Raw genomic sequence first — 14,140 nt, 5'->3', positions numbered from 1 at the left:
GCACCTCCTGCCTGGCCTGAACAGCCGACCCTGCGAGGGCAGTTCAGGGGGCGTTCACGGTCTCGGGCGCGGCCACCCGCGGGAGCCGTGCGGTCACCGTCGTGCCCTCGCCCTCCTGGGAGTGGACTTCCGTCGTGCCTCCGTGGTTCGCCACGATCGTGTGGACGATGGTCAGCCCGAGTCCCGTGCCCGGGATGGCCTGGTCCACGGCGTTCGAGGCCCGGAAGAACCGGCTGAAGAGCTGCTCGCACTCCTTCTGGGGGATGCCGATACCGGTGTCGCTGACGCTGAGGACCACCTCGCCGTTGTCTGCGGCAGCCTGGACGCGTACGTGCCCGCCGCTGGGAGTGAATTTCACCGCGTTGGACAGCAGGTTCATCAGGACCCGGTCGAGCTGGTCGCTGTCCGCCTCCAGCACGAGCGGCTCTTCGGGGCAGTCGGTCTCCAGGACGACGGAGGCCGCCTCGGCGGCGGGCCTGATGGTGTCCACGGCCGAGCCCACCAGTTGGCGCAGGTCGACCTCCACCTTCTGCGAACTGAAGGTGCCGGCTTCGATCCGGGACAGCGTGAGCAGATCCTCGATCAGCGCGCGCAGCCGGTTGGCGTTGCGGTCGACGATGTCCAGCATGCGATGCTGCGGCTCCGAGAGCGGGCCCGTTTCGTCGTCCCTCAGCAGCTCGACATATCCCACGATGCTGGTCAGCGGAGTGCGCAATTCATGGGAGACGGTCGACAGAAAGTCGCTCTTGGCCTGGTCCAGCGCGCGCAACTTCTCCACCAGGGCCGCTTCTTGCCCATAGAGCATCGAGTTGTGCATCGCCCGGCCGACACCGGAGGCCATCGACTCGGCGATGTCGATCTCCACAGCGCGCCAGGGGTGCTCCGGCCCACTGCGGGAGAGGCACACGGCTCCGAGCGGTTCCTCCCCCACTCCGATCGGCGTGAGCAGGACGGAATACAGGCCCATGGCCCTCGCGGCGTCGCGATTCGCCTCCGGCAGGCCCGTCCTGCCGAAGGAGCCGGGGGCGTCCGGCAGTGGCACGCCGTCGGAGAGATAGTCGGGGAGATTGTCGATGGACCAGGTCGTTCCTCGCTGGTAGTGGTCGCGGACCACCTCTGCGGGGATGGGAGGCAGGGCCTGCAACCCCTCGGCCGTGAGCAGACCTTGCTCCGCGTTCCATGCCCGCGCCACCGGGACCACTGCGCTGTCCTCCTGCATGAGCAGGATGAACACATGGTCGGCTTCCAGACCCTCGCCCATCCCCCCGCAGGCCACGTCCAGGACCTCATCCACATCGAGGCGCTCGCGGATCCGGATGCCGACGTCCCGCGCAATCATCGACAGCCGGCGCCGCTCCTCGTCGATCCCGCGCAGCCGCGCGCTCTCGTCGGCGAGCAGGTTCACCGACCGGGCCACCGCGCGGATCTCGGCGGGCCCGTGCTCCTTGGCCCGTGCCGAGTGCTCCCCGGCGGTGAGCCGGCCGAGTGTCCGCTCCACGCCCCTGAGGGGCCGGACCAGGGAACGGGTGGTTCGCACCGACGTGTACACGGCGATGGCCAGCGCAGCGAGCAGCAGGGCAGCGACCCATACGGCACCGACGCGGATAATCCCGTCGGCGCGCTCGTCCATCCGCAGGACTTCCTCGCTCAACCGTTCTTCGAGCTCGTGGTTGGTGGCCTCGAACGCGTTGAACAGGACCGTGCCCTCCCGGGTGAGCCGCGCCGCCTGCTCGCTTCTCGGTGTGGCTCTCGCCTGTTGGTCGGTGATGCGCACATATGCCTGGAGCTGCTGTTGCTGTGTCCTCAGACTCCGATCGGTCGCAGGATCGCCATGCTCAAGGGCGGAGGCGAGTACGGCTGGGTATGCCTGGCGCGCCGTCAGGTAGGCATCCAGCTGCCTCCGATCGCCGGTGAGGAGATAGCCGCGCATGGAACGCTGCATGTCGGAAGCCTCGCCGTGCAACCGCAGATTGTCGGCGAGGGCCGGCTGTGTCCGGTCGACGATCTCGTCGCTCGCCCCGTATCCGATGAACGTGGCGGTCAGCACTCCGGCCGCGACCAGCAGGATGAGGCCGATCAGCACGCCGAAAGCGGTGCCGAGCCGCCGCGTGACGGAGTTGCCGCCCCGTCCCTTGTGTCCGCTCATGCACGATCACCTCCGCCCGTGCGCGTCTGCCCGGTCTCGGCGAATCCGGTGCGCGGTATGGACTCCCACACCTGCGGAGCGCCGCGCAGCCCCTGCAGCATGCCGCGCAGTCGCCACCACGCGGTGAGCTGGCGGTATCCGATGTTCTCGGCAATCGCCCCGACGACAGCACCCCAGATGTCCCGCGACCGCGCGAACCGGTGGAAGGCGAACTCCTCCACCGCCAGCGACACCAGACTGACCACCAGGGCGTAGCCGTACGCGACGAGCAGGAAGCGCCACACGAAGTCCGGATCGACCGCGCCGAGCAGCACGCTCACGGGTACCAGGACGAGACCGGCCAGTTCGATGACGGGGGCGAGCAGTTCGAAGACCACGTAGAAGGGCAGCGACACCAGCCCGATCCGGCCGTACCGGGGGTTGCCGATCATGCGGCGGTGCTTCAGCAGGATCTCCGTCAGCCCGCGATGCCACCGCCGCCGCTGTCCCGACAGGGACTTCCTCGTCGACGGCGCCTCGCTCCAGGAGATCGGCTCACTGACGAAGACGATGCGGTAGTCGCGGCCCTGGTCACGCAGATGCCGGTGCATGCGGACGACCAGCTCGGCATCCTCGCCGATGCAGCCCGCGTCCATGCCGCCCACCGCCACCACGATGTCCCGCCGGAAGAGACCGAAGGCACCGGCGATGACCAGCAGGCCGCCCACCTTCGACCACCCCGTACGTCCGAGCATGAAGGCCCGCAGATACTCGACCACTTGGATCCGGCCCAGCAGCTCCCGGGGCACGCGCGGCTCGACGACCCGGCCCGCGACGACGGAGCAGCCGTTGGCGATGCCGACCACGCCGCCGCTGGCGACCACCCGAAGGGGGTCGTCGCAGAACGGCTTGGCCACCGCCAGCAGCGACTCGGAGTCCAGGATCGAGTCCGCGTCCACCATGCACAGCAGCGGATAGCGTGCCAGGTTGATTCCGGCGTTGAGCGCGTCGGCCTTGCCTCCGCCGTTCTTCTTGCGGGCCACCACGAGCGGCACCGGTCCGCCTCTGGGCAGATGGACCGACTGCACCGCACCGCGCACCGGTACGTCGTCGGGCACGACGCGCTCCACCTCGACGAGGTCGAACGCGTCCCGCAGGGCGTCCAGCGTCCCGTCGGCGGAGCCGTCGTCCACGACGACGACCTCGAAGACCGGATAGCGCAGCAGGAGCATGGCCCGGACCGCCTCCGCGATCGACGTCTCCTCGTTGTACGCGGGCATGATCAGCGACACCGGCGGGGTGAAGGGACTCGCGGAGGCGTCTTCGTAGCCCGCGAAGGATGCCCGGCGCAGCCTCCTGACGAGCTCTCCGAAGGCGACGAGGATCAGCAGCAGATAGCAGGTGTTGATGACCGCGAAGTACACGAGGATCGCGCCGTCGCTCACCGTGATCAGGGTGTGCCCCGCGTCCCGCAGCCAACCCAGCGACGCGTCGCTCGCCAGGCTCCAGGCGCCGGGTGCGTGCACCGGGCTCAGGATGTCGGCAGCGCTCACCGCACTCACGGGGCCGCCTCGGCGACGTGGGCGGAGGAGGCGCCGATGACGGACGACTCCGCGAGCGCCGCCCTGGCCTGTGCCGCCGCCCGAAGGCCCCAACGGCCGTCGGCGGCTGCCCGCAATTCGACGCCGCCCACGTCGCCGAGCCGCAGCAGCGACCGGGCCGCGGTGCCCGCCACATGATCATCCGGGTCGCCGAGCAGCCCCCGCAGCCTGGCCGTGGCGGCCACGGCACCCAGGCTGCCCAGGGCCCCGGCGGCCACCCTGCGCAGGGCGATCGGCTGACCGGGGCCCACCGCGGCCAGCAGCGGCTCGAGGCCGTCCGGCATGCCGAGCCTGCCCAGCGCGCGAGCGGCTCTGATACGTACCTCCGCATCGGGATCCTCGCTCAGAGCGCTCGCGATCTCGGCGGTCCTGGAGACCCCGCCGATCGCGCCCAGCGTCTCGATCGCCACCGCCCGGACGAGCGGCTCCGGGTGGTCCAGGCCCGCCGCGATGCTCCGCAGGGCCTCAGGACCGAAGGACGTCAGCGCCCGGGTGACCACGGCGGGAGGTACGGTCCGCGGTCCGTAGAGGCAGTCCAGCAGCTGCGGAACGACCGAGGGTTCTCCGATCAGGCCCAGCGCCCGCGCGGCGACCAGCCGCACCTCCGGGTCGCGGTCGTGCAGCAGGCGGCAGAGCGGTGGGGCCGCGGGCGTGTGACGGAGCTGGCCGAGCACTTCCGCCGCGCGGCCCCGCCGGACCGCGCCCCGGCGGCCCAGATCCGCCACGGCATCCGCGGTGGCTCCGCGGCGCTCGAACAACTCGATGAGCGCGGCCCTGGCCTGTCCGGAGACCTTGCCGAACATCAGCGCCACCGTTGGCTCCAGCGCCCCCCAGGTGCGGTCGTCGAGCTCCGAGAGCCTGTCCAGCGCATCGCGCTGCTCGTCCTCCTCCGCGCACAGGAGTTCCAGCAGCACGCCTCGCACCGGGGCCACGATCCGGTCTTGTCGGCGCTGCCGGTAGTGACGGACGACGCGCAGGCCGACGATCAGTACCCCCAGCAGCACCACGACGGTCACCAGGCACATCAGTGCGCCGGTGACGAGACTGGTCGCGATCACCGGGAGGCCCTGGTGAGCACGGCCTGGACCCGGCTGCTCAGTTCGCGCGGGCTGAACGGCTTGATGATGTAGTCGTCGGCTCCCGCGGCGAATCCCGTCTCGACGTCTCCCTCCTGGGAGCGGGCAGTGATCAGGATGACGGGGAGCGAGGCGGTCTCGGGCGCCGCGCGGAGGGCGCGGCACACATCCAGGCCGGACATCCCGGGCATGCGTATGTCGAGCAGAGCGACATCGACCGGTTGGCTCTGCGCTGCCTTGAGCGCGGCGGCGCCGTCCTCCACGGCGATGACCTCATGACCGCTCTGGGTCAGTTTGAACGCGACGAGGTCCCGTATGTCGCCATCGTCATCGGCTATGAGGACTCGAGGCATTACGTCTCCTGGGCTGCGGAATTCCGGAAGGAGTCGAGAAGGACCATCACGCTTGAGCGCCGGAACGGTTTGGCCAGCATCGCGTCCACCGCCAGCTCGGACAGGTCCTGCTGGTCGAGCACTGAGGAGACGACGAGGTGGCACTTGTCCGTACGGCTGTCGGCGCGCAGCCTGCGGATGACTTCCCGGCCGTCGATACCGGGGAGCATGATGTCGATGATCGCCATGTCGGGTGGGTCCGCGAAGGCGAGCTCGAGGCCCTGTTCACCCGTGTCCGCGACGGCCACCTGGCACCCCAGCCCCCGCAGATGACGCTCCAGCAGGGCACTGACGTCCGGATTGTCTTCGATCACAAGTACGCGTGGAGTGCCCATTACTGTCCTTGTCACGGAAGTATCGCGTCACCTGCCATCAAGGTATGTGCGTTTTGCCTTGCCTGCCACATTTATGATCACTGTGGGTAACGCCCGGCCGGTGCCCCCGGGACCCGGCGCGCACCGGCCAACTGACGCTGAGGGGCCTGGATTACTGAGGGTGACGAAGGGCGGGGCGGGGGAAGACGGTCAATTCGGCAGGGAGGCAGGCGGGTTGGGTAACGGGCTTGTCAGGAGCGGGAGTTGTGTGACGCCGCACGGCGTCACACACTCGCCTCCGCTCAGCGCTCCGAAAGCGGAGCAGGAGCCTCCTGGATGACCCAGCCGTTGCCGTCCGGGTCCTCGAAGAACATGAACGAATTCCATGTGCCGCCCGGGCCGTCCTCCCAGCCGCTCGCGCCCACGTGCTGGATCTCGCTGACCTCCACCGACCGCTCGACGAAGGCCGCGCGGGCCGCCGCGATGTCCGTCACGCACAGTTGGAGGCCCTGGAGCGAGCCGGGGGCCATGGGGGTCTGGCCGGGAGGGCCCGGGAGGCCGCTGCCCATGGAGACGGAGCAGCGCGAGCCCGGCGGGGTCATCTGGATGATGCGGATGCCCGGAGCCACTTCCTGGTCGAGGTCGACCTTGAATCCGCAGCCCTCCTCGTAGAACTTCTTCGACCGGTCGAGATCCGTGACCGGGATCATGATCACTTCAAGCGTCAGTTCCATCGGTTCCGTGGGTGCCATCGGTGGAGCTCCTCTATGCGGTGAACTGCCAACGGGTCTGGCTGTACGGGCTCTTCGCGAAGCCGAAGGCCGTGCGCGGCTCCACACGGAAGACAAGAGCGGTGCCGGCCTGGTGCACGAACTCGCCGTCACGGACCTCGAAGGTCCAGTCGGAGCCGTACTTCTCGACGTACGCGTCCGCCAGCGCGCGCAGTCGCGTCTCGTCGCTCACGCGTGCCGCCGCGCCCTCGACCACCACGTCGTAGCCCTCGTTGAGGGCGTTGGCCCCGGTGGTGAGGACCACCTCCCGATTGTCGCGGAGGTTCTTCGCCTTGCGCTCGTCGGCGCCGGTGCAGAAATGCAGCCCGCCGTCGTGCCAGACGCCGATCAGCGGGGTGACATGCGGACGGCCCTCCGGGCGCACGGTCGACAGCCAGTAGATTTCGGCCGCCTTCAGGCGCTCGACCGCATCGGTCCAGTCGTCGGCGGTGGCTTTTTCGTCGCTGTAACGGGCGTCCAGCTTGGTCAGGGGTTCGTTCTCGGGCATGGTGCGGTCCTCTCCACTCGGGTCACCGAATGTGTAGACCGCGCGCGGCGCCCCTATTCATCGGCCGACGGGCCGGGCGGGATCACGGGGGTCCTGATCGACCGGACAGGGCCTAGGCTCGGATCAGGGCCTTGAACGGGCGCGACGTTCCTTGAGCGGGCAGGACGGGAGACGACGGGATGACGGTGTCGGGGCGCAGAAGCAGCACCTTCACGCGACTGCTGCGGCACGGCTTCACCGATCCGTCCGCCGCCGAACGGCTTCTCGGCCTCTCCGACATGGCCTCCGTACGCTCCGACCCCGTCCTCCTCGACGCGCTCGGCGCCGTCGCCGACCCCGACCTCGCGCTGCGCGCCCTCGTACGGCTCGTCGAGGCGCAGCCCCCCGCGGGCCGGCAGAGTCTCCTCGACACCCTGATCACCGCGAAGCCCCTGCGCGACCGGCTGCTCGGCGTGCTCGGCGCGTCCGAGGCACTCGGCGACCATCTCGCCCGCCACCCGCGCGACTGGCAGGCGCTCGTCACCTACGAGGCGGCCGATCTGCACCCGGGCGTCGCCGACTTCGAGCGCGGCCTCGCCGATGCCACCGATACGGTGTCGCTGCGGGTCGCCTACCGGCGGTGCCTGCTGTCCATAGCGGCCCGCGACGTGTGCGGTACGACCGATGTCGCCCAGGCCGCCGCGGAACTGGCCGATCTGGCCACAGCCACCCTTCGCGCCGCCCTCGCCATCGCACGCACCTCGGCGCCCGGCGATGCGGCGCAGTGCCGACTCGCAGTGATCGCCATGGGCAAGTGCGGCGGCCACGAACTCAACTATGTCTCCGACGTGGACGTCATCTTCGTCGGCGAACCCGCCAACGGCGCCGACGAGAGCAAGGCCATGCAGGCCGCGACCCGGCTGGCCTCGCATTTGATGCGGATCTGCTCCGAGACGACCGTCGAGGGCACGATCTGGCCGGTCGACGCCAACCTGCGGCCCGAAGGACGCAACGGCCCGCTGGTGCGCACCCTGTCCAGCCATGTCGCGTACTACCAGCGCTGGGCCAAGACCTGGGAGTTCCAGGCCCTGCTCAAGGCCCGGCCGGTCGCCGGGGACCCGGGGCTCGGCGAGGACTACATCGAGGCTGTTTCACCCATGGTGTGGCAGGCCGCCGAGCGCGAGAACTTCGTCCCGGACGTGCAGAAGATGCGCCGCCGCGTCGTCGACAACATCCCCGCGGCCGAGATAGAACGCGAGCTCAAGCTCGGCCCGGGCGGGTTGCGGGACGTCGAGTTCGCCGTACAGCTGCTGCAGTTGGTCCACGGCCGCAGCGACGCGACACTGCACAGCGGCACCACGCTGGAGGCCCTGCGGGCACTGGCGGCGGGCGGCTACGTGGGACGCGCGGACGCCGCCCAGATGGATGCGGCGTACCGCTTTCTGCGCGCAATGGAGCACCGCATCCAGCTGTACCGGCTGCGGCGTACGCATCTGGTGCCCGAGGCCGAGTCCGACCTGCGACGCCTCGGGCGCTCGCTCGGGCTGCGTACCGACCCGGTCGCCGAGCTCAACAAGGAGTGGAAGCGGCACGCGGCCGTCGTACGGCGGCTGCACGAGAAGCTCTTCTACCGGCCGCTGCTGGACGCCGTCGCCCAGCTCACGCCCGGCGAGACGCGGCTCAGCCCGAAGGCGGCGGGGCAGCGGCTGGAGGCGCTCGGTTACGCGGATCCCGCGGCGGCCCTGCGGCATCTGGAGGCGCTCTCGTCCGGCGTGACGAGAAAGGCCGCGATCCAGCGGACCCTGCTGCCGGTGCTGCTCGGCTGGTTCGCAGACTCGGCCGATCCGGACGCCGGTCTGCTGGGCTTCCGCAAGGTGTCCGACGCGCTCGGCAAGACGCCCTGGTATCTGCGGCTGCTGCGCGACGAGGGCGCGGCCGCGGAGAACCTGGCGCGCGTGCTGTCCGCCGGGCGGCTCGCCCCCGACCTGCTGCTGCGGGCCCCCGAGGCGGTGGCGCTACTCGGCGATCCGGAGGGCCTGAGGCCACGCGGCCGCGAGCACCTGGAGCAGGAGATCCTGGCGGCCGTCGGACGCGCCGACACCCCGGAGGGTGCGGTCGCGGCGGCGCGTGGCGTACGCCGCCGGGAGCTGTTCCGTACCGCGGCGGCCGACCTGATCGGTTCCTACGGCACCGAGGAGAGCCCCGCCGAGGCGGACCCGGGCGCGCTCGTGGACCGGGTCGGCAGCGCGGTCACCGAGCTGAACGCGGCGACGATCGCGGGCGCGCTGCGGGCCGCGGTGCGCGAGCAGTGGGGCGACGAGCTGCCGACCCGGTTCGCGGTCATCGGCATGGGACGCTTCGGGGGACACGAGCAGAGTTACGGCTCCGACGCGGACGTGCTCTTCGTCCACGAGCCGCGCGAGGGCGTGGACGAACAGGAAGCGACGCGGGCGGCGAACACGGTCGTCACGGAGATGCGCCGGCTCCTCCAACTGCCCACGACAGACCCGCCGTTGCTGATCGACGCGGATCTGCGGCCAGAGGGCAAGAGCGGTCCGATGGTCCGCACGCTCGCCTCCTACGAGGCGTACTACCGGCGGTGGTCGCTGGTGTGGGAGAGCCAGGCGCTGCTGCGCGCGGAGCCGATGGCGGGGGACCAGGAGCTGGGGCGGCGCTTCATCGACCTGATCGACCCGCTGCGGTATCCGGCGGAGGGGCTCGGGGAGGACGCCGTCCGCGAGATCCGGCGGCTGAAGGCCCGGATGGAGTCCGAACGCCTGCCGCGGGGGGCGGACCCCACGCTCCACGCGAAGCTCGGGCGCGGCGGGCTGAGCGACGTGGAATGGACGGTCCAGCTGCTCCAGATGCGCCACGGCTGGGCGGAACCGGGCCTGCGCACGACCCGCACCCGCGAGGCCCTGCGGGCGGCCCACGCGGCGGGCCTGATCGACACGGAGGACGCGCAGATCCTCGACGAGGCATGGGTCCTGGCAACCCGCGTCCGCAACGGCGTGATGCTGGTCCGCGGCCGCCCGGGCGACACCTTCCCCTCGGACGGCCGCGAACTGGCGGCGGTGGGGCGGTACTTGGGGTACGGGCCGGGGGTGACGGGGGAGCTGTACATGGGGCACAGCGGGGACATGCTGGACGACTACCGCCGGATAACGCGGCGGGCGCGGGCGGTGGTGGAGGTGCTGTTCTACGGGGCGTAGGGGTGCGGGCTGAGGGAAAATCACCCGCCCGAGCGTCGGCTTCGCGGCGGGGAGGGCCCGGGCCCAGGGTCCGGGTAGTGGATGGTGGCCGACGCCTGCGGCGCCCGAGGCCCGGGCTGTCCCGAGCCGGAGACGGCGCGGCACGCACCCGGCTACCGGAATCCGGCTGACGCGCCAGCCGGGCGGCGGGTCATCTTCCCGCGGTGATGCGGGGGAGCCGCCGCGCCTCGCGGTCCGGCCGGTCCACCTGCCGGGGCAGCTGGTGCGGAAGCGCCCGGTACCAGGCGTACGAGACCGCGAAGCCGAAGGCCAGGCAGATCATGCCGCCCACCGCGTCCAGCCAGAAGTGGTTCGCCGTCGCCACGATGACCACGAGCGTGGTCACCGGGTAGAGGACGCCGAGGATCTTCGCCCAGGGCGCGGACGCCAGCGCGAAGATGATGAGGCCGCACCACAGCGACCAGCCGATGTGCATGGACGGCATGGCGGCGTACTGGTTCGACATGTTCTTCAGGTTGCCCGAGGCCATCGAGCCCCAGGTGTGATGGACCAGCACGGTGTCGATGAAGTCCTGGCCGTTCATCAGCCTCGGCGGAGCGAGCGGATACAGGTAGTAACCGACCAGTGCCACCGCGGTCGTTGCAAAGAGCACCAGACGCGCGGCCGCGTAACGCCCGGGATGGCCGCGGTAGAGCCAGACCAGCACGCCGATCGTCACAATGAAGTGCAGCGTGGCGTAGTAGTAGTTCATCGACACGATCAGCCATGACACCGAGTTCATGGCGTGGTTGACCGACTGCTCGAAGGCGAGGCCCAGGGAGCGCTCGACGGCCCAGATCCAGTCCGCGTTGCTCAGGGCCGCGGACTTCTGCTCCGGTACCGCATTGCGGATGAGTGAATACGTCCAGTAACTGACCGCGATCAGGAGTATCTCGAACCACAGCCGTGGACGGCGCGGTGAGCGAGCCCGACCGTTCGGCGCAGGCGTCGATGCCGGGCGTTCCTCGTCCACGATGGGTGAGGGGGTGGCCGTCCGGCCTTCCAGTGTCTTCACGGTCGCTTCACCCATGGGGAGAGAGTCTGCCAGATTCGCGTCCCACACCGATCATCCCTCGGTCTGGTTCAGTACGCATTCTCTCCACCCTATGGACTACTGCTTCCGCGGGTCACACCGAGGGGCGCTGTACGGGTCCCGAAGCGGTTGATCCCCGTACCACCAGCTCAGGCATGAAGACGAACTCGCTGTGCGGGGCCGGGGTGCCCCCGATCTCCTCCAGCAGGGTCCGGACGGCCGCCTGCCCCATGGCGAGGACCGGCTGCCGGATGGTGGTCAGCGGCGGATCCGTGAACGCTATGAGCGGGGAGTCGTCGAAGCCCACCACGGAGATGTCGCGCGGCACCTCCAGGCCCAGCCCCCGCGCGGCCCGGATCGCGCCGAGCGCCATCATGTCGCTCGCGCACACGACGGCGGTGCAGCCGAGACCGATCAGGGCGCCGGCCGCCGCCTGGCCGCCTTCGAGGGAGTACAGGGAGTGCTGGATCAGCTGCTCGGACTCCTCGGCGGAGAGGCCGGGTTGGACCTCCATGGCCTGCTGGAAACCCTCGATCTTCCGCAGGACGGGCACGAAGCGCTTGGGCCCGACCGCGAGTCCGATCCGGGTGTGGCCGAGTGAGGCGAGGTGGGTCACGGCGAGGTGCATCGCGGCCCGGTCGTCGGGGGAGACGAAGGGGGCCTTCACCTTGGGCGAGAAGCCGCCAAGCAGGACATAGGGGACACCCTGGCCGCGCAGCTGGTCGTAACGCTGCATGTCGGCGGTGGTGTCCGCGTGCAGGCCCGAAACGAAGATGATCCCCGAGACCCCGCGGTCCACCAGCATTTCGGTGAGCTCGTCCTCGGTGGAACCGCCCGGGGTCTGGGTGGCCAGGACCGGTGTGTACCCCTGCCGGGTCAGGGCCTGGCCGATGACCTGGGCGAGCGCCGGAAAGATCGGGTTGTCGAGTTCCGGAGTTATGAGGCCGACCAGTCCCGCGCTGCGCTGCCGCAGCCGTACCGGCCGCTCGTATCCGAGGACGTCGAGCGCCGCGAGTACGGATTCACGGGTGGCCGCGGCCACACCGGGCTTGCCGTTGAGCACGCGGCTGACTGTGGCTTCGCTGACCCCCGCCTGGGCTGCGATGTCGGCGAGCCGTGCGGTCACGGGATTGGACTGTACCGGTCGCATGTCAGATTGCCCACCACGCGCAGGAATCGGCCGGAATACGGGCTGTGTCTCCCGATGGTTCCATACCGTCGGAGCAGAGCAACAGCCGTCCCGGCAGCGGGACTTCGATGACGGATCCGGTGGTGTTGAGCGTGCAGACCAGGCCCGGCCGGGACAGTGCGAGCAGCCCGTCGGGCCCGGGCAGCCAGCGCATCGGCCCGCCCGGCAGCCGGCGCCGCAGCTCCAGCGCCGAGCGGTAGAGCTCGAGCGTCGAGTACGGGTCGCCGCTCTGCGCCTCGACGGACAGTTCCCGCCAGCTGTCGGGCTGCGGCAGCCAGCTGGATCCGGGACCGAAACCGTACGGCGCCTCCTGGCCGGCCCACGGGATCGGCACCCGGCAGCCGTCGCGGAAACCGTCCTGGCCCGCCGCGCGGAAGAAGGCGGGGTCCTGGCGCACCTCGTCGGGCAGATCGGTGACCTCGGGCAGGCCGAGCTCCTCGCCCTGGTAGACGTACGCGGAGCCGGGCAGCGCCAGCATCAGGAGCGCGGCCGCGCGGGCCCGGCGCAGCCCGCGCCGCCCGCCGCCGTAACGGGTGGGGTGGCGGACCACGTCGTGGTTGGAGAGCACCCAGGTGGTGGTCGCCCCCACCGAGGCGGTCGCGGCCAGTGACTCGTCGATCACGGCGCGCATCGCCGCCGGGTCCCAGGGGCACCGCAGGAACTGGAAGTTGAAGGCCTGGTGCAGTTCGTCGGGGCGTACGTACAGCGCGAGCCGGTCCGGGCTCGGTGCCCAGGCCTCGGCCACGCCGATCCGGTCGCCGGGGTAGGAGTCGAGGAGCCTGCGCCAGGAGCGGTGGATCTCGTGCACGCCGTCCTGGTCGAAGAAGGGCAGTTTCTGCGCGCCGATGAGCCTGGCCTGTTCCTTGTGGCCGATGTCCGGCAGTCCGACCGCCTTGACCATGCCGTGCGCGACATCGATCCGGAAACCGTCGACGCCGAGGTCCAGCCAGAAACGCAGGACGGACTCGAACTCCTCGTGGACCTCCCGGTTGTCCCAGTTGAGGTCCGGCTGCTCGGGGGCGAAGAGATGGAGGTACCACTCGCCGTCGGCCGTGCGGGTCCAGGCGGGGCCGCCGAAGACCGACTCCCAGTCGTTGGGCGGCAGCTCGCCGGCCGGGCCCTTGCCGGGCCGGAAGTGATAGCGCTCGCGGGCCTGCCCCCCGGACGGGCCCGCGAGCGCGGCCCGGAACCACGGGTGCTGGTCCGAGGTGTGGTTGGGGACGATGTCCACGATCACCCTCATGCCCAGCTCATGGGCGGTGCGTACGAGATCGTCCGCGTCGGCGAGGTTCCCGAAGAGCGGGTCGACGGCACGGTAGTCGGCGACGTCGTAGCCGCCGTCGGCCTGCGGAGAGGCGTAGAACGGCGTGAGCCAGACGGCGTCGATGCCCAGCTGAGCGAGATACGGCAGGCGCTGGGTGGTCCCGCGCAGATCGCCGATGCCGTCGCCGTCGCTGTCGGCGAAGGAGCGCACGTACACCTGGTAGATGACGGCATCGCGCCACCAGCCGCGGCCCTTGCTGGAATTGCTTGCAGGAAGCGGCCCCTCGGCCGCCGTGGGGGCGGGAAGTCCGACGGCGGAAGCGAGCTCGTGGGTCATTCGGGGTCCCTCTCGTCAGGTCCGGGGCGGGGGGACTTACAACTAACGAGGTCAACGTGGGTACGGGCTCGGTGGTGACGGTGCTCCGGGAACCAAAATAACAGCCCTGCAAGAGCTTGCGAAAGTGGTTGCAGCCCACTGTGGAGCGCCCTGGACGGCAGAAACAGCCGCCGTCAAGCGATGCAATGGCAACTGTCAGGACACGTGGATGTAACGATCCCCTGCTCTTGCAGAAAATTGCCGCAAGGTCTTTCGGGTCTCTTTCATCCTTGTTACGTTCTGGCCCGAACCCGGCGCCGCGA

The 14,140-nt window shown here is 70.2% G+C and carries 11 protein-coding genes; 1 reads left to right on the top strand and 10 read right to left on the bottom strand.

The features are described 5' to 3' along the window. Positions 1–43 precede the first annotated feature (43 nt). From OG741_RS11725 to OG741_RS11695, 7 genes are all read right to left on the bottom strand, one after another. On the bottom strand, positions 44–2,146 hold the full coding sequence (locus OG741_RS11725; RefSeq protein WP_405596790.1) for an ATP-binding protein: 2,103 nt from the start codon (positions 2,144–2,146) through the stop codon (positions 44–46). Beyond that, complete coding sequence (locus OG741_RS11720) at positions 2,143–3,687, bottom strand: glycosyltransferase (protein WP_405596788.1); 1,545 nt, start codon at positions 3,685–3,687, stop codon at positions 2,143–2,145. Before OG741_RS11720 ends, OG741_RS11725 begins: the two co-directional genes overlap by 4 nt. Further along, positions 3,684–4,784, bottom strand: coding sequence for a HEAT repeat domain-containing protein (locus OG741_RS11715; RefSeq protein WP_405596787.1), 1,101 nt, complete (start codon positions 4,782–4,784; stop codon positions 3,684–3,686). Before OG741_RS11715 ends, OG741_RS11720 begins: the two co-directional genes overlap by 4 nt. After that, positions 4,781–5,155: a response regulator transcription factor gene (locus tag OG741_RS11710; protein ID WP_405596785.1), complete on the bottom strand. Its 375-nt coding sequence runs from the start codon at positions 5,153–5,155 to the stop codon at positions 4,781–4,783. The genes OG741_RS11715 and OG741_RS11710 overlap by 4 nt, the downstream gene beginning before the upstream one ends. Then, a complete protein-coding gene (locus tag OG741_RS11705) occupies positions 5,155–5,529 on the bottom strand; it encodes a response regulator (RefSeq protein ID WP_405596783.1) in 375 nt (124 codons plus the stop codon). Before OG741_RS11705 ends, OG741_RS11710 begins: the two co-directional genes overlap by 1 nt. A gap of 281 nt (positions 5,530–5,810) precedes the next feature. Beyond that, positions 5,811–6,242, bottom strand: coding sequence for a VOC family protein (locus OG741_RS11700; protein ID WP_405605518.1), 432 nt, complete (start codon positions 6,240–6,242; stop codon positions 5,811–5,813). 31 nt (positions 6,243–6,273) lie between these two features. After that, positions 6,274–6,786 carry a pyridoxamine 5'-phosphate oxidase family protein gene (locus tag OG741_RS11695; RefSeq protein ID WP_405596781.1) on the bottom strand — a complete coding sequence of 171 codons (513 nt, stop codon included), beginning with the start codon at positions 6,784–6,786 and terminating at the stop codon, positions 6,274–6,276. Between the two features lie 179 nt (positions 6,787–6,965). Here OG741_RS11695 and OG741_RS11690 point away from each other — a divergent pair, with 179 nt between their 5' ends. After that, positions 6,966–9,977: a bifunctional [glutamine synthetase] adenylyltransferase/[glutamine synthetase]-adenylyl-L-tyrosine phosphorylase gene (locus tag OG741_RS11690; RefSeq protein WP_405596779.1), complete on the top strand. Its 3,012-nt coding sequence runs from the start codon at positions 6,966–6,968 to the stop codon at positions 9,975–9,977. Between the two features lie 190 nt (positions 9,978–10,167). Here the strand turns inward: OG741_RS11690 and OG741_RS11685 are convergent, their stop codons facing one another. From OG741_RS11685 to OG741_RS11675, 3 genes are all read right to left on the bottom strand, one after another. Beyond that, positions 10,168–11,046, bottom strand: coding sequence for a phosphatase PAP2 family protein (locus OG741_RS11685; RefSeq protein WP_405596777.1), 879 nt, complete (start codon positions 11,044–11,046; stop codon positions 10,168–10,170). Between the two features lie 97 nt (positions 11,047–11,143). Next, on the bottom strand, positions 11,144–12,175 hold the full coding sequence (locus tag OG741_RS11680; protein WP_405596775.1) for a LacI family DNA-binding transcriptional regulator: 1,032 nt from the start codon (positions 12,173–12,175) through the stop codon (positions 11,144–11,146). Between the two features lie 25 nt (positions 12,176–12,200). Next, on the bottom strand, positions 12,201–13,838 hold the full coding sequence (locus OG741_RS11675) for an alpha-amylase family glycosyl hydrolase (RefSeq protein WP_405596774.1): 1,638 nt from the start codon (positions 13,836–13,838) through the stop codon (positions 12,201–12,203). Between the last annotated feature and the right edge of the window lie 302 nt (positions 13,839–14,140).

Origin of the sequence: Streptomyces sp. NBC_01410 (assembly GCF_045040195.1) — a bacterium.
In the GTDB taxonomy this organism is placed as follows: domain Bacteria; phylum Actinomycetota; class Actinomycetes; order Streptomycetales; family Streptomycetaceae; genus Streptomyces.
Note: the sequence above shows the minus strand (reverse complement) of the source record. Positions and strands in the feature narration are given on the sequence as shown.